This window comes from Roseibium porphyridii (genome assembly GCF_026191725.2).
Classification (GTDB): Bacteria; Pseudomonadota; Alphaproteobacteria; order Rhizobiales; family Stappiaceae; genus Roseibium; species Roseibium porphyridii.
In genome coordinates this window covers 2,873,544-2,891,213 of sequence record NZ_CP120863.1, presented here as the reverse complement: position 1 = coordinate 2,891,213, position 17,670 = coordinate 2,873,544, and the positions used below count along the sequence as shown (strand labels likewise).

Annotated in this window: 13 protein-coding genes and 3 tRNA genes; 3 read left to right on the top strand and 13 right to left on the bottom strand. The window is 57.1% G+C overall.

From position 1 onward, the window contains the following. Positions 1-12 precede the first annotated feature (12 nt). The 12 genes from rpoC to K1718_RS13445 form a co-directional block, all read right to left on the bottom strand. Positions 13-4,212, bottom strand: a complete 4,200-nt coding sequence (gene rpoC / locus K1718_RS13500) for a DNA-directed RNA polymerase subunit beta' (RefSeq protein ID WP_152501364.1) — start codon at positions 4,210-4,212, stop codon at positions 13-15. 89 nt (positions 4,213-4,301) lie between these two features. Beyond that, entirely contained in the window at positions 4,302-8,441 is a 4,140-nt protein-coding gene (gene rpoB / locus K1718_RS13495) for a DNA-directed RNA polymerase subunit beta (RefSeq protein ID WP_265682229.1), read from the bottom strand. A gap of 272 nt (positions 8,442-8,713) precedes the next feature. Beyond that, positions 8,714-9,094 (bottom strand): 50S ribosomal protein L7/L12, encoded by a 381-nt coding sequence (gene rplL, locus K1718_RS13490; protein ID WP_152501362.1) that lies wholly within the window; start codon positions 9,092-9,094, stop codon positions 8,714-8,716. 60 nt (positions 9,095-9,154) lie between these two features. After that, complete coding sequence (gene rplJ, locus K1718_RS13485) at positions 9,155-9,673, bottom strand: 50S ribosomal protein L10 (protein WP_152501361.1); 519 nt, start codon at positions 9,671-9,673, stop codon at positions 9,155-9,157. Between the two features lie 324 nt (positions 9,674-9,997). Continuing rightward, positions 9,998-10,696, bottom strand: coding sequence for a 50S ribosomal protein L1 (gene rplA / locus K1718_RS13480; protein WP_152501360.1), 699 nt, complete (start codon positions 10,694-10,696; stop codon positions 9,998-10,000). Between the two features lie 4 nt (positions 10,697-10,700). Next, on the bottom strand, positions 10,701-11,129 hold the full coding sequence (gene rplK, locus K1718_RS13475; protein WP_094071112.1) for a 50S ribosomal protein L11: 429 nt from the start codon (positions 11,127-11,129) through the stop codon (positions 10,701-10,703). 179 nt (positions 11,130-11,308) lie between these two features. Further along, positions 11,309-11,839, bottom strand: coding sequence for a transcription termination/antitermination protein NusG (gene nusG, locus K1718_RS13470; RefSeq protein WP_152501359.1), 531 nt, complete (start codon positions 11,837-11,839; stop codon positions 11,309-11,311). A 58-nt stretch (positions 11,840-11,897) separates the two neighbouring features. Then, complete coding sequence (gene secE / locus K1718_RS13465; RefSeq protein WP_152501358.1) at positions 11,898-12,095, bottom strand: preprotein translocase subunit SecE; 198 nt, start codon at positions 12,093-12,095, stop codon at positions 11,898-11,900. Between the two features lie 104 nt (positions 12,096-12,199). Continuing rightward, positions 12,200-12,275: transfer RNA gene (locus tag K1718_RS13460), tRNA-Trp, on the bottom strand. Between the two features lie 109 nt (positions 12,276-12,384). Beyond that, complete coding sequence (gene tuf / locus K1718_RS13455; protein WP_152501357.1) at positions 12,385-13,575, bottom strand: elongation factor Tu; 1,191 nt, start codon at positions 13,573-13,575, stop codon at positions 12,385-12,387. 171 nt (positions 13,576-13,746) lie between these two features. Next, positions 13,747-13,820: transfer RNA gene (locus K1718_RS13450), tRNA-Gly, on the bottom strand. 22 nt (positions 13,821-13,842) lie between these two features. Then, a tRNA-Tyr gene (locus tag K1718_RS13445) sits at positions 13,843-13,927 on the bottom strand. 422 nt (positions 13,928-14,349) lie between these two features. Here K1718_RS13445 and K1718_RS13440 point away from each other — a divergent pair. The 3 genes from K1718_RS13440 to K1718_RS13430 all read left to right on the top strand — a co-directional run bounded on the left by K1718_RS13440 (position 14,350) and on the right by K1718_RS13430 (position 16,280). Next, a complete protein-coding gene (locus K1718_RS13440) occupies positions 14,350-14,883 on the top strand; it encodes a MarR family winged helix-turn-helix transcriptional regulator (protein WP_209006930.1) in 534 nt (177 codons plus the stop codon). Continuing rightward, on the top strand, positions 14,880-15,383 hold the full coding sequence (locus K1718_RS13435) for a PaaI family thioesterase (protein ID WP_265682234.1): 504 nt from the start codon (positions 14,880-14,882) through the stop codon (positions 15,381-15,383). The genes K1718_RS13440 and K1718_RS13435 overlap by 4 nt, the downstream gene beginning before the upstream one ends. Positions 15,384-15,458: 75 nt before the next feature. Beyond that, positions 15,459-16,280 (top strand): TrmH family RNA methyltransferase, encoded by an 822-nt coding sequence (locus tag K1718_RS13430; protein ID WP_265682235.1) that lies wholly within the window; start codon positions 15,459-15,461, stop codon positions 16,278-16,280. Between the two features lie 173 nt (positions 16,281-16,453). Here K1718_RS13430 and K1718_RS13425 read toward each other — a convergent pair whose 3' ends face one another. Continuing rightward, the gene (locus tag K1718_RS13425) at positions 16,454-17,632 is read right to left on the bottom strand and encodes an MFS transporter (RefSeq protein ID WP_265682237.1); all 1,179 of its coding nucleotides are present in this window, start codon (positions 17,630-17,632) and stop codon (positions 16,454-16,456) included. Positions 17,633-17,670 lie beyond the last annotated feature (38 nt).

Sequence of the window (17,670 nt, the reverse complement as noted above, 5' to 3'; positions counted from 1 at the left end):
TGGGAGCACCGGTTACTCGGCCGCCCCGGTCATGTCTTCCAGGAGGCCTTCCGCTGCGCTGTCCGAAGACTGCTGGCGTTGCGCTTCCTGGATCAGGTCGTCGCGATGGGTTGCAATCTTGCGGATCCGCTTCATTACCCCGCCGGTACCAGCCGGGATGAGGCGTCCCACAATCACGTTTTCCTTCAGACCGACCAGTGGATCGGTTTTGCCGTTGACCGCAGCATCTGTAAGGACGCGGGTCGTCTCCTGGAAGGAGGCGGCAGAGAAGAACGAACGTGTCTGCAACGAAGCCTTGGTGATGCCGAGCAACACCGGTGCGCCTTTGGCAGGCTCTCTGGCTTCGTCGATTGCCTTGCGGTTCGCTTCCTCGAAGTCGAGCTTGTCAACCTGCTCGCCAGAGAAGAATTCGGTATCACCGGCATCGGTGATCTCGATCTTCTGAAGCATCTGACGAACAATGACTTCGATGTGCTTGTCGTTGATCGTCACACCTTGCAACCGGTAGACTTCCTGGATCTCATTGACGAGGTATGCAGCAAGTGCTTCCACGCCTTTAACAGCCAGAATGTCATGGGGTGCCGGGTTACCGTCCAAAATGTACTCACCCTTTTCAATGGCGTCGCCTTCCTGCAGATGGAAGTGCTTGCCTTTCGGAATGAGGTATTCGACCGGATCGACACCCTCTTCAGCCGGCTCGATGATGATGCGACGCTTGTTCTTGTAGTCGCGACCGAAACGGATCGTGCCATCGATCTCAGCGATGATAGCGTGATCCTTCGGACGGCGTGCTTCGAACAGTTCAGCAACACGCGGCAGACCACCGGTGATGTCCTTGGTCTTGGCGCTTTCAAGCGGGATACGCGCCAGAACGTCACCAGCTTTGACAGTTGCACCCGGCTGAACGGACAGAACCGCATCCACCGACAACATCAACCGTGCATCGGAACCGCGGTCGGTCTTGGAAACCGCCCCCTTGTCGTCCTTGATCACGATTGCCGGTTTCAGGTCGGCACCACGCTGGGACGAACGCCAGTCAATGACGACACGCTTGGTGATACCGGTCGCCTCGTCGGCAGTTTCCTGCACAGACGCACCATCGACCAGATCTTCAAAGTCAACGACACCGTCAACTTCAGCAAGCATCGGACGGGTGTACGGATCCCATTCGGCAATCCGCTGACCGCGCTTGACCTTGTCGCCATCATCGACATGGAGCTTGGAACCGTAAGCCACACGGTGCACGGCGCGTTCGTTGTCATCGCTGTCAATGACAACGATGGACATGTTGCGCACCATGGCAATCAGGTTGCCATCAGAGTCCCGGTTGACCGAACGGTTCCGGATCTTGATCGTGCCGTCGACATTGGATTCGATGAACGAGCTGTCAACAACCTGTGCGGTACCACCGATGTGGAAGGTACGCATGGTCAGCTGGGTACCCGGCTCACCGATGGACTGCGCAGCGATAACGCCGACCGCCTCACCCATGTTCACTGGAGTACCGCGAGCAAGGTCACGTCCGTAGCAGGTCGCGCAAACGCCTGTTTCGGTTTCACAGGTCAGAACCGAACGGATCTTCACCTGCTGCACCTTGGCAGCTTCGATCGCTTCAACGTCCTTTTCGTCGATCAGCGAGCCCTTCGCCACCAGAACTTCACCAGTCTGGTTGTTGACCACGTCTTCTGCCGTTGTACGACCGAGGACGCGCATCCCCAGAGAAGCGATGACGTTACCGGCATCCACGATCGGCGCAACGGTGATGCCACGTTCAGAACCACAATCCTGTTCAAGAATAATGGAGTCCTGGGCAACATCCACGAGACGACGTGTCAGGTAACCGGAGTTCGCAGTCTTCAAGGCCGTGTCGGCAAGACCCTTACGGGCACCGTGGGTGGAGTTGAAGTACTCCAGAACCGACAAGCCTTCCTTGAAGTTCGAGATGATCGGGTTTTCGATGATGGAGCCGTCCGGCTTGGCCATGAGACCACGCATGCCGGCCAGCTGTTTCATCTGCTGAGGCGAACCACGCGCACCGGAGTGCGACATCATGTAAACCGAATTCATCGGTTCCTGGCGACCAGATTCCTCATCGATCTGAACGGCCTTAATACGGGCCATCATTTCATCGGCAATCTTGTCGGTGCATTTCGCCCAGGCGTCAACAACCTTGTTGTACTTCTCGCCCTGAGTGATCAGGCCGTCATTGTACTGCTGCTCATATTCGGTCGCGAGCGATGAGGTCTCGGCCACCAGCTTCTGCTTGGTGTCCGGGATGACCATGTCGTCCATGCCGAAGGAAATGCCGGCGTTACAAGCGTTCTTGAAGCCAAGCTCCATGATGCGGTCACAGAAGATAACCGTCTCCTTCTGACCGCACGCACGGTAAACCGTGTCGATCATCTTGGAGATGTCCTTCTTGGTCATCAGCTTGTTACAGGCATCGAACGGCACTTCGTGGTGTTTCGGCAGCAACTCCGCAACCAGCATCCGGCCAGGCGTCGTCTCAAAGATCTCCGACGTCGGATTGCCTTCCGCGTCAATGGACTTGAAGCGTCCCTTGATCTTGGAATGCAATGTGATGACATTGTTGGCCAGCGCGTGATGGATCTCGCCGATATCGCCGAAGGCCATGCCTTCGCCCGGCTCACCTTCTGCCATGATCGACAGATAGTAGAGACCCAGAACAATATCCTGCGACGGCACGATGATCGGGCCACCGTTTGCCGGGTGCAGAATGTTGTTCGTGGACATCATCAGCGTCCGGGCTTCCAGCTGAGCTTCGAGCGACAGCGGCACGTGAACGGCCATCTGGTCACCGTCGAAGTCGGCGTTGAACGCGGAACACACCAGCGGGTGCAACTGGATCGCCTTGCCTTCAATCAGCGTCGGTTCGAAGGCCTGGATGCCAAGACGGTGCAACGTTGGTGCGCGGTTCAGAAGAACCGGGTGCTCACGAATGACCTCGTCAAGAATGTCCCAGACTTCCGGACGCTCCTTCTCAACCAGCTTCTTGGCTTGCTTGACCGTTGAGGAGAAGCCCTTTGCATCGAGGCGCGAATAGATAAACGGCTTGAAGAGCTCAAGCGCCATCTTCTTCGGCAGACCACATTGATGCAGCTTCAGTTCGGGACCAACGGTGATGACCGAACGACCGGAATAGTCGACGCGCTTACCAAGCAGGTTCTGACGGAAGCGGCCCTGCTTGCCTTTCAGCATGTCGGACAGCGACTTCAAAGGACGCTTGTTGGCACCAGTGATCACACGGCCACGACGGCCGTTGTCGAACAGGGCATCTACAGATTCCTGAAGCATCCGCTTTTCGTTCCGGATGATGATATCCGGTGCACGCAGTTCCATCAGCCGGCGCAGACGGTTGTTACGGTTGATCACACGACGATACAGATCGTTGAGATCAGACGTCGCAAACCGGCCGCCGTCCAGCGGCACAAGCGGCCGCAGATCCGGCGGGATCACCGGAACAACAGTCATGATCATCCACTCCGGGCGGTTGCCCGACTCCATGAATGCTTCAATGACCTTCAAACGCTTGGCCAGTTTTTTCGGCTTCAGTTCGGTCGTCGCTTCCGCGATTTCCTGACGAAGCTTCTCGCTCTCGCGTTCCAGATCCATGCTCATCAGGATCTCGCGGATCGCTTCAGCACCGATCATTGCCGTGAAGGCGTCTTCGCCATACTCGTCCTGAGCGGCAATGAAGTCTTCTTCAGACAGCAGCTGATGTTGCTTGAGCGGTGTCAGGCCCGGCTCCAGAACAACGTAGTTCTCGAAATAGAGAACGCGCTCCAGATCCTTCAGCGTCATGTCCAGCAGAAGACCGATGCGGCTTGGCAACGACTTCAGGAACCAGATATGCGCAACCGGCGCAGCCAGTTCAATGTGGCCCATACGCTCACGGCGAACGCGGGAAAGGGTGACTTCAACACCACATTTCTCACAGATAACGCCTTTGTATTTCATGCGCTTATATTTGCCGCAAAGACATTCGTAGTCTTTGATCGGGCCAAAAATACGCGCACAGAACAGACCGTCGCGCTCAGGCTTGAACGTGCGGTAGTTGATCGTCTCCGGCTTTTTGATTTCGCCGAAGGACCAAGACAAGATCTTTTCCGGGCTCGCGAGCGAAATCCGGATATTGTCAAAGGTCTGTGTGGGAGCCTGCTGATTAAACAGGTTCATGACCTCATGATTCATGGTCCGTCTCCTTCGATGCACGGTCGGGGTAGAGGGTCACTCGCCTCTCCCCGTCACCGGCATGAGTCAATTGGGGTCCGTTGCCGGGGTTACTCTGCGGCGTCCGCAGCTTCTTCCTCGGCAATCGCGGGTGCATCGGTACGCTGAAGTTCAACGTTGAGACCCAGGGACCGCATTTCCTTCACAAGCACGTTGAAGCTTTCCGGAATGCCCGCCTCGAATGTGTCGTCGCCGCGTACGATGGCCTCGTATACCTTCGTTCGGCCGGCCACGTCATCCGACTTGACGGTGAGCATTTCCTGCAGCGTGTAGGCTGCACCATAAGCTTCAAGCGCCCAGACCTCCATTTCCCCGAAGCGCTGGCCACCAAACTGCGCCTTACCACCCAACGGCTGCTGGGTAACGAGCGAGTATGGACCAATCGAACGGGCGTGGATCTTGTCGTCGACCAGGTGATGGAGCTTCAACATGTAGATGTAGCCCACGGTAACCTGACGATCGAACTCTTCCCCGGTCCGGCCATCATAAAGGGTCGACTGACCGGACTGTTTGTAGCCCGCGATGTTCAACGCATCGACAACATCCGGCTCGCGTGCACCATCAAAGACTGGCGTCGCAATCGGAACACCCTTCTTAAGCTGATTCGCCAGACGAACGATGCCATCGTCATCGAATTCCTTGACGTCATCGCCTTTGAGGTTGTCGCCATAGATTTCGATCACCTTGCCACGCAGGTTCTCGATCTCGCCGGTCTTGCGGTACTCATCGTACATTTCGCCGATGCGAAGCCCCATGCCACGGCAAGCCCAACCCATGTGGGTTTCCAGGATCTGACCGACGTTCATGCGCGAAGGCACGCCAAGCGGGTTCAACACGATGTCGACATGCGTACCGTCTTCCAGGAACGGCATGTCTTCACACGGGTTGATCTTGGAGACCACGCCCTTGTTTCCGTGGCGGCCGGCCATTTTGTCGCCCGGCTGAAGCTTGCGCTTAACGGCAACGAAGACCTTGACCATCTTCATGACGCCCGGTGGCAGTTCGTCACCGCGCTGCAGTTTCTCGACCTTGTCGATGAAACGCTGCTCGAGACGCTTGCGGCTGTCGTCATACTGACCGCGCAGAGCTTCGATCTCGGACATGAACTTCTCGTCGTCAGTGGCGAATTGCCACCACTGCGAGCGTGGGAAGTCGTTGAGAACATCCCCGGTCAGAACACCGTCTTTCCTGAAGCCTTTCGGTCCGGCGACAGCGGTCTTGTCCATCAGCATCTCGGCCAGACGGCCATAGACGTTACGGTCAAGAATAGCCTGTTCGTCGTCACGGTCTTTTGCGAGGCGTTCGATTTCTTCGCGCTCGATCGCCATCGCACGTTCGTCTTTTTCAACGCCATGGCGGTTGAAAACACGAACTTCAACGACCGTACCGGACACGCCCGGCGGCAGACGAAGAGACGTGTCACGAACGTCCGAAGCCTTCTCACCGAAGATGGCACGCAGAAGCTTTTCTTCCGGTGTCATCGGGCTTTCGCCCTTCGGCGTGATCTTGCCGACGAGGATGTCACCCGGGTTCAGCTCAGCACCGATATAGACGATACCAGCCTCATCGAGGTTCTTCAGCGCTTCTTCCGAAACGTTCGGGATGTCGCGTGTGATTTCTTCCGGGCCAAGCTTGGTGTCACGCGCCATCACTTCGAATTCCTCGAGGTGGATGGAGGTGAAGACATCGTCGGAAACGATGCGCTCGGAAAGGAGGATGGAATCCTCGAAGTTGTAGCCGTTCCAGGGCATGAACGCGACAAGCACGTTCCGGCCGAGCGCCAGATCACCGAGGTCCGTGGAAGGACCATCTGCGATAATGTCACCCTTGTGCACCCGATCACCTACACGGACCAGCGGACGCTGGTTGATACAGGTGTTCTGGTTGGAACGCTGGAACTTCTGCAGCCGGTAGATATCGACGCCGGATTTGCCGGGGTCGAGGTCTTCGGTTGCCCGGATAACGATACGTGTTGCGTCGACCTGGTCGACGACACCTGCACGGCGCGCACCAATGGCAGCACCGGAATCGCGAGCCACAATCGGCTCCATGCCGGTGCCGACAAACGGAGCTTCCGCCCGCACAAGCGGCACAGCCTGACGCTGCATGTTCGAGCCCATCAGAGCGCGGTTGGCGTCATCGTTCTCAAGGAACGGGATCAGCGCCGCTGCAACGGAGACCAGCTGCTTGGGCGAAACGTCCATGAGGTCGACCTTGTCGGACGGAACCATCATGTTTTCACCGGCGTGACGACAAGTGATCAGCTCTTCGGTGAAACGACCCTCGCCGTCCATCACGGCGTTGGACTGTGCCACGTAGTGCTTGGCTTCTTCCATCGCCGAAAGGTAGACAACGTCGTTGGAAACAACACCGTCTTTCACTTTGCGGTACGGGCTTTCGATGAAACCGTACTTGTTGACGCGTGCGAAGGTTGCCAGCGAGTTGATCAGACCGATGTTCGGGCCTTCCGGCGTCTCAATCGGGCAGATACGGCCATAGTGTGTCGGGTGAACGTCGCGGACTTCGAAGCCGGCGCGCTCACGGGTCAGGCCGCCTGGGCCAAGTGCCGAAAGACGGCGCTTATGGGTGACTTCCGAGAGCGGGTTGGTCTGGTCCATGAACTGCGACAGCTGCGAAGAGCCGAAGAATTCGCGAACAGCAGCAGCAGCTGGTTTCGCGTTGATCAGATCCTGCGGCATGACTGTGTCGATTTCGACAGAGCTCATGCGCTCCTTGATCGCGCGTTCCATGCGCAGAAGACCAACACGGTACTGGTTTTCCATCAGCTCGCCAACGGAACGGACACGACGGTTGCCAAGGTTATCGATGTCGTCGATATCGCCCTTGCCGTCACGCAGCTCCAGAAGAACGCGGATGACTTCCAGAATATCTTCCTTGCGCAGAACCCGAACAGTATCTTCGCACTCAACGTCAAGACGCATGTTCATCTTCACGCGGCCAACAGCCGAGAGATCGTAACGCTCATCATCGAAGAACAGCGACTGGAACATCGCTTCTGCGGTGTCGATGGTGGGCGGTTCACCCGGACGCATCACACGGTAGATGTCGAACAGCGCATCCTCGCGGGATTCGTTCTTGTCGACTGCCAGTGTGTTTCGGATGTACGGCCCCGTGTTGACGTGGTCGATGTCGAGCATCGTCAGCTCGTGGTAACCGCGCTCTACGAGTTCTTCCAGCAACTTGCCGGTGATTTCGTCACCAGCTTCAGCGTAGATCTCGCCGGACTGGCCGTCGACAATGTCTTCGGCAAGATATTGACCATGCAGATCTTCGTCAGTGATCTTGAGGGCGGTAACGCCCTTTTCACCGAGCTGACGGATTGTACGGGCAGTGATCTTGCGGCCACCTTCAACAACCACATCGCCGCTATCGGCGTCGATCAGGTCGTAAGACGCCTTGGTGCCCTTAAGGCGGTTGCTGTCGAACGGCATACGCCAGGAACCATCCTTCTGACGGGTGTAGTCGATCCGATTGTAGAAGGTGTTCAGGATCTCTTCGCCATCAAGGCCGAGTGCCATTAGCAGCGAGGTCACCGGGATCTTGCGGCGACGGTCGATACGCGCGTGCACAATGTCCTTGGCATCGAATTCGATGTCGAGCCAGGAACCGCGATACGGGATCACGCGTGCAGCAAACAGCAACTTGCCGGAGGAATGGGTTTTTCCCTTGTCGTGATCGAAGAAGACACCCGGAGACCGGTGCATCTGGGACACGATCACGCGTTCCGTACCGTTGACGATAAAGGTGCCGTTGTCGGTCATGAACGGCATGTCGCCCATGTAGACATCCTGTTCCTTGATGTCTTTGACGGACTTTGCACCGGTATCTTCATCAACGTCGAATACGATGAGGCGCAGGGTCACCTTCAGCGGCGCAGCGAAGGTCATGTCGCGCTGACGGCACTCGTCAACGTCGTATTTCGGAGCTTCGAACTCGTAGGAAACAAATTCCAGCAGTGAGGTGCCGGCAAAATCGGAAATTGGAAATACGGACTGGAAGACCGCTTCTAGGCCTTCAATCTTGCGGCCACCGCCAGGCATCTCGTCGACCTGCAGGAACTGGTCATAAGATGCTTTTTGAACCTCGATGAGATTGGGCATAGCCGCGACATCGCGGATCGATCCGAAGTATTTACGGACCTTTTTGCGACCGTTGAACGTTTGGGTCATTGTCGCTCCTCATATGGGCCGGGTAACGGCTTCCCGAAACGCCCCTTGTCCAATCGGGCATCTGCCCGGGCGCTTCGGAAAACCGTCGCCCCTTTTGAGATCCACTTGCCTCAAGCCAGACAAGCCGATCAGTCGTAGGGGTCTAGAGCTTTGCCACGATCATTCGAACACAGCAGGCCCTAGTGGGACGTACGCCCCGGAACCGGGTCAGACCCGCCGGGGCAAAAAACGGTCCCGGGAAAACCCGGAACCGCGAAAGGCAATAGCCTTTATTACTTCAGCTCGACAGAAGCGCCTGCTTCTTCCAGCTTTTTCTTCAGCTCTTCAGCTTCGTCCTTGGCAACGCCTTCCTTGACAGCCTTCGGAGCGGACTCGACGAGTTCCTTAGCTTCCTTCAGACCCAGGCCGGTGATGGCACGGACTTCTTTGATGACGTTGATTTTCTTGTCGCCGGCAGAAGCCAGAACAACGTCAAATTCAGTTTTCTCTTCAGCAGCAGCACCTGCATCAGCAGCGCCACCAGCAGCAGCAGCAACTGCAACCGGAGCAGCAGCAGAAACGCCCCACTTTTCTTCCAGAAGCTTGGAAAGTTCAGCAGCTTCCATAACAGTCAGTGTGGACAGTTCTTCAACGAGCTTTTCAAGATCAGCCATTTTTCAGTACCTTAAAGTTCGAACCAGTATTGGTTTCTTCGAGACAGTGTGTTGGTCGCCTTATGCGGCCTCGTCCTTCGTGGCATACGCATTGAAGACGCGAGCGAGCTGCCCGGCCGGTGCGTTGACAACCTGAGCAATCCGGGATGCTGGTGTCTGGATCATGCCAACCAGTTTCGCGCGCAGCTCATCGAGCGACGGCATGGTTGCCAGTGATTTGACCCCATCCGGGTTCAAGTTGGTCGTGCCAAGAGCACCGCCAAGAATTGCAAACTGATCGTTTGCCTTGGCGAAATCGACGGCTGCTTTCGGTGCGGCTACCGGATCCTCGGAATAAACGAGAACGGTAGGGCCCTGAAACAGGTCGGAGATGTGCTCAAGGTCAGTGCCTTTGAGGGCGAGTTTCACAAGGCGGTTTTTTGCGACTTTTACAGAGCCGCCGGCTTCACGCACAGACGCCCGCAATGCGGTCATCTGAGCAACCGAAAGACCTGCATAGTGCGCGACAACAACGACGCCGGTGTCAGCCAGCTCATCGTTGAGAGATGTCACGAACTCGTGCTTTTCCGCTCTTTCCACTTGCCTTCTCCATTTGGTGGCGCGTTTCGCCACCGGTTTACCTTTGCCGCTCGGCTGACGGTCCCGAACCCGGAACCGTCTGATCGAACGGCGCTCAGGGTCCTGTCCCCTCACCTTTGCGTTGCAACAACGCTCGGCAAGGTCTGGTTCGAACCAAGTTTCCGCCGGTTCGGCGGGGAATTCGGTTCTCACCCATCTATGCAGGCCAATATGCTTAAGCCGGTTTCCCGGCACCTGCAGTCTCGGACAGGGCAATCCGGCGGCGAACCGCCGGATCTATTCGATCTTGCGATCGAAATTTCACTTCAATCCGGCAGACCCGGATTATTCGCCGGCAACGCTTGCCAGATCGATCTTCACGCCCGGGCCCATTGTCGAGGACACCGCAATACGCTTCAGATAAGAACCTTTTGCACCTGACGGCTTGGCCTTCTGAACCGCATCCACCAGAGCCTTGACGTTCTGGGAGATGGCTTCTTCTGAGAAGGACACTTTGCCAACACCTGCATGCACGATACCGGCCTTTTCAACACGGAACTGCACAGCGCCACCTTTGGCGTCGTTGACAGCCGCGGTAACGTCCGGCGTCACGGTGCCGACTTTCGGGTTCGGCATCAGACCGCGCGGGCCGAGAACCTTACCGAGACGGCCGACAAGCGGCATCATGTCAGGGGTCGCAATGCAGCGGTCGAAATCGATCTTGCCGCCCTGGACTTCCTGAACCAGCTCTTCAGCGCCAACAATGTCTGCGCCTGCAGCTTTGGCTTCGTCAGCCTTGTCGCCACGCGCAAAAACAGCAACCTTGACGTTCTTGCCTGTTCCGTTCGGCAGAACGCACACGCCGCGAACCATCTGGTCAGCATGGCGTGGGTCAACACCGAGATTGATCGCAACTTCGACGGTCTCGTCGAACTTGGTCTTGGACCGACCCTTGACCAGGCTAACGGCCTCGCCGAGCGGGTAGAGCTTGTTCCGGTCGATGCCTTCACGCGCTTCTTTGGTACGCTTTCCAACCTTCGCCATGATCTTACCCCTTTACCTCAAGGCCCATGGAACGGGCGGAGCCTTCAACCATCAGCATTGCTGCATCGACGTCGTTGGCGTTCAGGTCCTTCATCTTGGCTTCTGCGATTTCCTTGACCTGATCGCGGGTCACGGAACCGACAGTGCCGCGTCCTGGGGTCTGGGACCCCTTCTGCAGCTTGGCAGCCTTCTTCAGGAAGAAGCTGACGGGAGCCGTCTTGACTTCGAACGTGAAGGACTTGTCAGAGTAATATGTAATCACGGTCGGGCACGGAGCACCCTTTTCAACATCCTGAGTCTGCGCGTTGAACGCCTTGCAGAATTCCATGATGTTCAGACCACGCTGACCGAGCGCCGGACCAATGGGTGGCGACGGAGTAGCGGAACCTGCCGGCACCTGAAGCTTCAGGAAGCCTTCAATTTTTTTCGCCATTTTTCTCTCCTGTCATGTGCAACCGAACGGCTATCCGGTTGCATGGGAGTTGGTGGTCCGGCCCTTTGTCATTGCCCGGCGAAGAGCAATGGAACCTTCCACCTATTTTATCCCGGCTCGTTCGCCAAATTCGACGATTACCACCGGGCACTCACGCCCTCCTGCCGGAGGGCAACCAGTCAGAGCTTGTCGACCTGACCGAATTCCAGTTCAACGGGCGTTGCACGACCGAAGATGGACACTGCCACCTTGAGACGCGCGCGCTCGTCATCAACTTCTTCGACAAGACCGGAGAACGACGCAAACGGCCCATCGGACACACGCACCTGCTCGCCAACTTCAAAGCTGATAGAGGGCTTGGGACGATCAACGCCCTCCTGCACCTGATTGATGATCCGCAAAGCTTCTTTTTCCGGAATCGGCATCGGTTTTTGATCCGCACCCAGGAAACCGGTAACTTTCGGAGTGTCCTTGATGAGGTGAAATGCCTCGTTGGTCATTTCCATCTTTACAAGCACATAGCCCGGGAAAAACTTGCGCTCGGCATCGACCTTGCGGCCCCGACGCACTTCCACGACCTTTTCCATTGGAACGAGGATTTCCTCAAACAGATCGGTGAGACCTTTCTGCTCGGCCTTCTCGCGAATGGAATCGGCGACCTTCTTCTCGAAATTGGAATAGGCGTGCACAATGTACCAGCGCTTGGCCATGGTTCTTCAGTTCCGTTTCTTGTTCTTGTCTGCAAACCGGACGGCCGGTCTTACTCAATTAGCCGCCGACACCCAGCAAAAAGCCGATCCCCAGGCTCATCAACTGGTCCGCGATGAGGAAGAAGATCGAGGCGATCATCACCATGACAAACACCATGGCAGTGGTCACAGCGGTCTCGCGGCGCGTCGGCCAAGTCACCTTGGAGGTCTCGGCGCGCACTTCCTGGATAAATTTAAAGGGATTGGTCTTCGCCATTCCGATTCCGGTCTGTTAAATACGAGTGGGCGCGCGGAAAATCTCCGCGCGCCTCACTCGAGGAAACTCTTTAAGCCCTCGAGGCCGATTAATCAAGAGCAAATTGGCAGGGGCAGCAGGGTTCGAACCCGCGACCTACGGTTTTGGAGACCGTCGCTCTACCAGCTGAGCTATACCCCTTCATTGGAACCGCCTGCGCGATCCCTGCTCCTGATACCCTCTGAGGCCGCTCACAGCAACACTTAAGAGGGCAAACCGCCGGGCACAAGCCCGGCGGTCCAAATTCATCTTATTCGATGATTGAAGCGACGACGCCTGCGCCGACGGTACGGCCACCTTCGCGGATCGCGAAGCGCAGGCCTTCTTCCATGGCGATCGGCACGATCAGCTCAACGTCAACGGAAACGTTGTCGCCAGGCATAACCATTTCAGTGCCTTCCGGAAGGGAAACAACACCGGTCACATCAGTCGTACGGAAGTAGAACTGAGGACGGTAGTTGGTGAAGAACGGCGTATGACGGCCACCCTCTTCCTTCGTCAGAATGTAGGCTTCTGCCTTGAACTTCGTGTGCGGGGTAACAGAACCCGGCTTACAAAGAACCTGGCCACGCTCAACGTCTTCACGGCCAACACCGCGGATCAGTGCACCGATGTTGTCGCCGGCTTCACCGCTGTCCAGCAGCTTGCGGAACATTTCAACGCCGGTAACCGTCGTCTTCTGGGTGTCCTTGATGCCGACGATCTCGACTTCTTCACCCACGTTGATCACGCCACGCTCAACACGACCGGTCACAACAGTACCGCGGCCGGAGATCGAGAACACGTCTTCGATCGGCATCAGGAACGGCTGATCCTTCGGACGCTCTGGCGTCGGGATGTATTCGTCAACCTGATTCATCAGCTCACGGATCGCGTCACGGCCAATCGCCGCATCGCGGTTCTCAACAGCTGCAAGCGCGGAACCCTTGACGATCGGAATGTCGTCGCCCGGGAACTCGTAGGAAGACAGAAGCTCACGGATTTCCATCTCGACAAGCTCAAGAAGCTCTTCGTCGTCGACCTGGTCAACCTTGTTCATGAAAACAACAAGAGCCGGAACGCCAACCTGACGGGCAAGCAGAATGTGCTCGCGGGTCTGCGGCATCGGGCCGTCTGCGGAAGACACAACCAGGATACCGCCATCCATCTGAGCAGCACCGGTGATCATGTTCTTCACGTAATCGGCGTGACCAGGGCAGTCAACGTGGGCGTAGTGACGGGCGTCCGTCTCATACTCAACGTGAGCCGTGGAGATCGTGATACCGCGAGCCTTCTCTTCAGGCGCACCGTCAATCTCGTCATAAGCTTTTGCTTCGGCACCACCTGCTTCTGCAAGCGTCATGGTGATCGCAGCGGTCAGCGTCGTCTTGCCATGGTCAACGTGGCCAATCGTGCCAATGTTAACGTGCGGCTTGTTGCGCTCAAATTTTTCCTTCGCCATCGGCGTCGCTCTCTGTCCAATACTCGGTTCATCGATAAAGGCTCGAGTCGGGCCGCATTCCGGCGCCTTGGACAGATCCGCGTGCGACGAACTACTTCCCGTAGAACTTTTCTGTCAGGATTTCCGGGCGAAAGAGCCTTCCGTCCCGGACACTCCGATCAGCACCCATGATGGAGCGGGTGAAGGGAATCGAACCCTCGTCGTCAGCTTGGAAGGCTGCTGCTCTACCATTGAGCTACACCCGCACAACGAGAGAAACAGAAGCGATGGTGGAGGAGGTTGGATTCGAACCAACGTAGGCATAGCCAACGGATTTACAGTCCGTCCCCTTTAGCCACTCGGGCACTCCTCCATCTCGTCCTGCTTCACGCCGAAGCGATCAGGATGGCTTGACCGGAGAGCCCACCCGAAGGGGCGAGCAATCCCGTGGCGCGTGTTATGCAGATGAGGACCTGCCCTGTCAACGCCGATTTTGCAAAGAAATGAACAAAATCAGGATGACGCGCGAAACAGCTGCCTCACGCGCAGTCCATCGGCCTAGCCACCTATCCAAAAAGTGTGCCTCAGCTTGGCCATTTTGTCACGATTTGCCTTTGGTTTTCACGCTCTTGCGCTCTTGAAGGCTCTCACCCTGTGGACAACTGCGGAGCGTCAGGCAGTGGGGCGCATATGGCAGCAAAGGTGGGCTTCAACGATTTCAATGCGCCTCTGGTAGACGCCAGGTGATCAAAATAGGAGTTGCGGCGCACAAACGGTTTGTTGTAGCTACAACAAATGACTGATCCGCTTGACGACATAGACCTTATGCATATGGGCCGGATGTGCTTCGGCCACGCAGCAAGGCGCACCGCAAATCTGCTGACCCGGCATTATAATCGACACTTGGCGGCACTCGGTTTGGAACTCACCCAGGCACAATTGCTGGCGGCGATTGCCGAGGGCTCCGCCGCATCTGCGTCGGAGATTGCAAGATTTCTCGGGATTGATCGCTCCACGCTTGCCCGAAACCTTAAACCGCTCGAAACCGCAGGTCTGATTACAAGGCAGGATAAGGGTGGACGCCGAGTTCTACCGGTTCTCACGTCCGCGGGTAGGCGCAAGGTGATCGAGATCCATCAAACGTGGCTCAAGGCCCAAGCCGAGATCAGCGACCTTCTAGGCCCTGACGGTGCTCAAGCCGTGCGCAGCCAAATGTCCGCGCTGCGCAAGGCCGTTCACATCCTTAGCGGTGAAATGGACACCGACGCGCAGAACCGTGCTGGACAGCCCCCGCAAACAACTTCTTCAAAATCGGGACAACAATCATGAGCGACTCTGAGTCTTTTACTGAAAACGGAAAAACACATGTGCTCGGCGCCCTGCCCAAAAAGGCCTTTCATGAAATGACCGGCCTCGACATTTTCGAGCGCATGATGGCCGGAGACCTTCCCGCGCCACCGATCATGGTGCACTCCAATATCCGTATGAAGGAATTCTCTGAAGGGCGCGCTGTTTTCACCGGCCAACCGGCGAAAGAATTCCTCAATCCCCTAGGCACTGTTCATGGCGGCTGGATTTCCACGCTGATTGACACAGCCCTTTCCTGCGCGGTCCACACGACGCTGCAGCCCGGCGAGTTTTATACGACCACATCGCTCAACGTGAACCTGGTGCGACCACTCCAAGCCAATAGCGGCGAGGTCACATGCGAGGGCCGCATCGTTCACCGCGGTTCACGACTGGCCACGTCCGAAGGCGACCTGCGCGATGCAAGCGGCAAACTGATCGCCCATGGCACGGTCAGTTGCATGATCATGAAACCATCTTGAACAACGGCTTCCTGTCTGTTGAAGAGCCGAAAGCCACCTCTTTCCCTTTGGGCTATTTGACGCTAGAGCTGCGCTATGACGGAAAACACCAAATCATCGCGCTTCAAATCGGGTAGAGGCAAGCCGGGCAGTCCCTTTAGAAAGGGGTCGGGCAAACCTGCCCCGCGCCGCCCAGGCCTGCCGCCAGAAGGTCCCGTTCTGCTCTATGGTCTCCACACAGTGGAAGCGGCATTTGCCAACAAGGACCGCAAGCGGTTGAAGCTCTTTGCGACGGAAAACGCACAACGCCGCCTGGAGGAACGCGGCGTCAAGATCGATGTGACGGTGGAAACTATGATGCCACGCGCACTCGATCGCATGGCCACCAAGGATGCCGTCCACCAGGGCATGATCCTGGAAGCCGATCCCCTGCCCGCCTATGGAGCGGAGCACCTCAAGGGTGCGCGGCTAATTCTGGCGCTCGATCAGGTCACCGACCCTCATAATGTCGGCGCGATCTTGCGGTCGGCGGTCGCGCTTGACGCCGATGCGGTCGTTACCACCGAACGCCACGCGCCCGAAGAAGGCTCTGTTCTTGCCAAATCCGCCTCCGGCGCGCTGGACATGATCAAGCATGTCAGGGTGAAGAACATGGCCCGCTTCGTTGCAGAAATGCAGGATCAGGGTTTTTCCTGCGTCGCTTTGGACAGCGACGGCCCGGCGAGCCTCGAAGAGACGCCCTTTACCGACAAGACCGTACTGGTTCTGGGATCGGAGGGCAAAGGCGTGCGCCAGGGTGTGCGTGAAGCCTGTGGTCTGACAGCACGTCTCGATATGCCGGGAGAAATCCGCTCCCTGAACGTCTCCAATGCAGCAGTGCTGTCGCTATACGTCGCGCGCATGAAGATGGGTCTCTAGGCAACAAGCCTTGAATGCTGGCTGTCCAAGAAGGTGTCCGGTCTATCACCAGCTAGTCCTGCTTCGACGCTGAAGCGAAGGCAAGGCAGCCTTCGCCTCTTTCAAAGTTTTCAGGAAACGCCGGCTTCGACGGTTGGCCCCCTCAATCCTTCTCAACACCGCGCAAATGAAATTCATTCTGCGATGTCAGCCGCACCGCTCGCACCACGGTGTCCGCGCCAGTTGCCGGCGCGCGTCAGGAAGGGAGCAAGGATCAGGCTCAGGAAAAGTGTCGGCGCGAGTACCATAAGACCGGTGCGAATGCCGTAGGCGTCGGCAACCGGACCAATCGTCAACGGTCCGAGCAGAAATCCCAACAACGCGATAAAGGAGAGAATGGCAACATTCGAGGCCGCGCTTGTTCCCGGGGCTGCTGACGCGGCAGAGACACCCAACGGAAACGCAAGCGCAGCACCAATACCAAGAATACCAAGCCCCAGAAGCGCTACCGGTACGCCCGGCGCTACCCAGATGATACCCAGGCCAACCAGACCGACCGCCGCAAGGATCTGGCCCAGCCTGCCAGGCTCTGCCACTTGGCGAAGCCTGTCACCCAGGAGACGCGTTGACGCAAGGCAGAGAGAAAAGACGGAAATACCGAGACCGGCCAGACCCGGGCTCGCAGCAAACGCATCTCGCAGGAACACTGCCGCCCAGTCCGCAATGGCGCCTTCGACGATTGTTGTGCCGAACGTAAAAACACAGACGCCAAGCAACAAAGGGTGCGGCATTCGAAAACCAACCGCATGTTCTTCCGCGCTGGCTGGCGCTTCGGCAACCGGCATCTTAAGCGTCGACGGCAACACCAGCGCTTCAACCACAAGGGCAATCGCCAGTCCGGCGATCAACGGCGACCACCCCAGGCCTGCAACCGCCGACCCGATCAGCGTTCCGGTCAACAATCCGAAACTCCAACACCCGTGGGCAACGCTCATGACCTTGCCGCCAGTGTCCTTTTCATATTCGTCGGCAAGTACGTTCAGACCCAATTCCAATAGGGATAGGGAACTGCCCATGCAGGCAAGCGCTGCCATCAAGAGCCATTGAGACGTCGCCATGAAGGGCAAAAGCATGACAAGCAGAAATACCGGATAAAGCACCAGCGTAATCCGCCGAGCACCCAGCCAGTTGGCAATACGTCCGGCAAAAAGCAGCGTTGTCAGCGTTCCGATCGGAGCACCAATCAGAGCGAAGGCAAGCTCACTGTTACTGAGACCCAGTGTCGTCTGAATGCCAGGAATATGCGGCAACCACGCACCAAGCGCGATTGGCTGTAGAAAAAAGATCAGGCAGATGCGCTGTGCCCGCGTCATGTAATCCCTGTTCGAAGAAGACTGGTCGCACCACGATA

What these genes read in the sequence shown, in the direction of transcription:
- rpoC (WP_152501364.1), bottom strand. Translation starts at nt 4,212, where the DNA reads ATGAATCATGAGGTCATGAACCTGTTTAATCAGCAGGCTCCCACACAG.
- rpoB (WP_265682229.1), bottom strand. Translation starts at nt 8,441, where the DNA reads ATGACCCAAACGTTCAACGGTCGCAAAAAGGTCCGTAAATACTTCGGA.
- rplL (WP_152501362.1), bottom strand. Translation starts at nt 9,094, where the DNA reads ATGGCTGATCTTGAAAAGCTCGTTGAAGAACTGTCCACACTGACTGTT.
- rplA (WP_152501360.1), bottom strand. Translation starts at nt 10,696, where the DNA reads ATGGCGAAGGTTGGAAAGCGTACCAAAGAAGCGCGTGAAGGCATCGAC.
- rplK (WP_094071112.1), bottom strand. Translation starts at nt 11,129, where the DNA reads ATGGCGAAAAAAATTGAAGGCTTCCTGAAGCTTCAGGTGCCGGCAGGT.
- nusG (WP_152501359.1), bottom strand. Translation starts at nt 11,839, where the DNA reads ATGGCCAAGCGCTGGTACATTGTGCACGCCTATTCCAATTTCGAGAAG.
- secE (WP_152501358.1), bottom strand. Translation starts at nt 12,095, where the DNA reads ATGGCGAAGACCAATCCCTTTAAATTTATCCAGGAAGTGCGCGCCGAG.
- tuf (WP_152501357.1), bottom strand. Translation starts at nt 13,575, where the DNA reads ATGGCGAAGGAAAAATTTGAGCGCAACAAGCCGCACGTTAACATTGGC.
- K1718_RS13440 (WP_209006930.1), top strand. Translation starts at nt 14,350, where the DNA reads ATGACTGATCCGCTTGACGACATAGACCTTATGCATATGGGCCGGATG.
- K1718_RS13435 (WP_265682234.1), top strand. Translation starts at nt 14,880, where the DNA reads ATGAGCGACTCTGAGTCTTTTACTGAAAACGGAAAAACACATGTGCTC.
- K1718_RS13430 (WP_265682235.1), top strand. Translation starts at nt 15,459, where the DNA reads ATGACGGAAAACACCAAATCATCGCGCTTCAAATCGGGTAGAGGCAAG.
- K1718_RS13425 (WP_265682237.1), bottom strand. Translation starts at nt 17,632, where the DNA reads ATGACGCGGGCACAGCGCATCTGCCTGATCTTTTTTCTACAGCCAATC.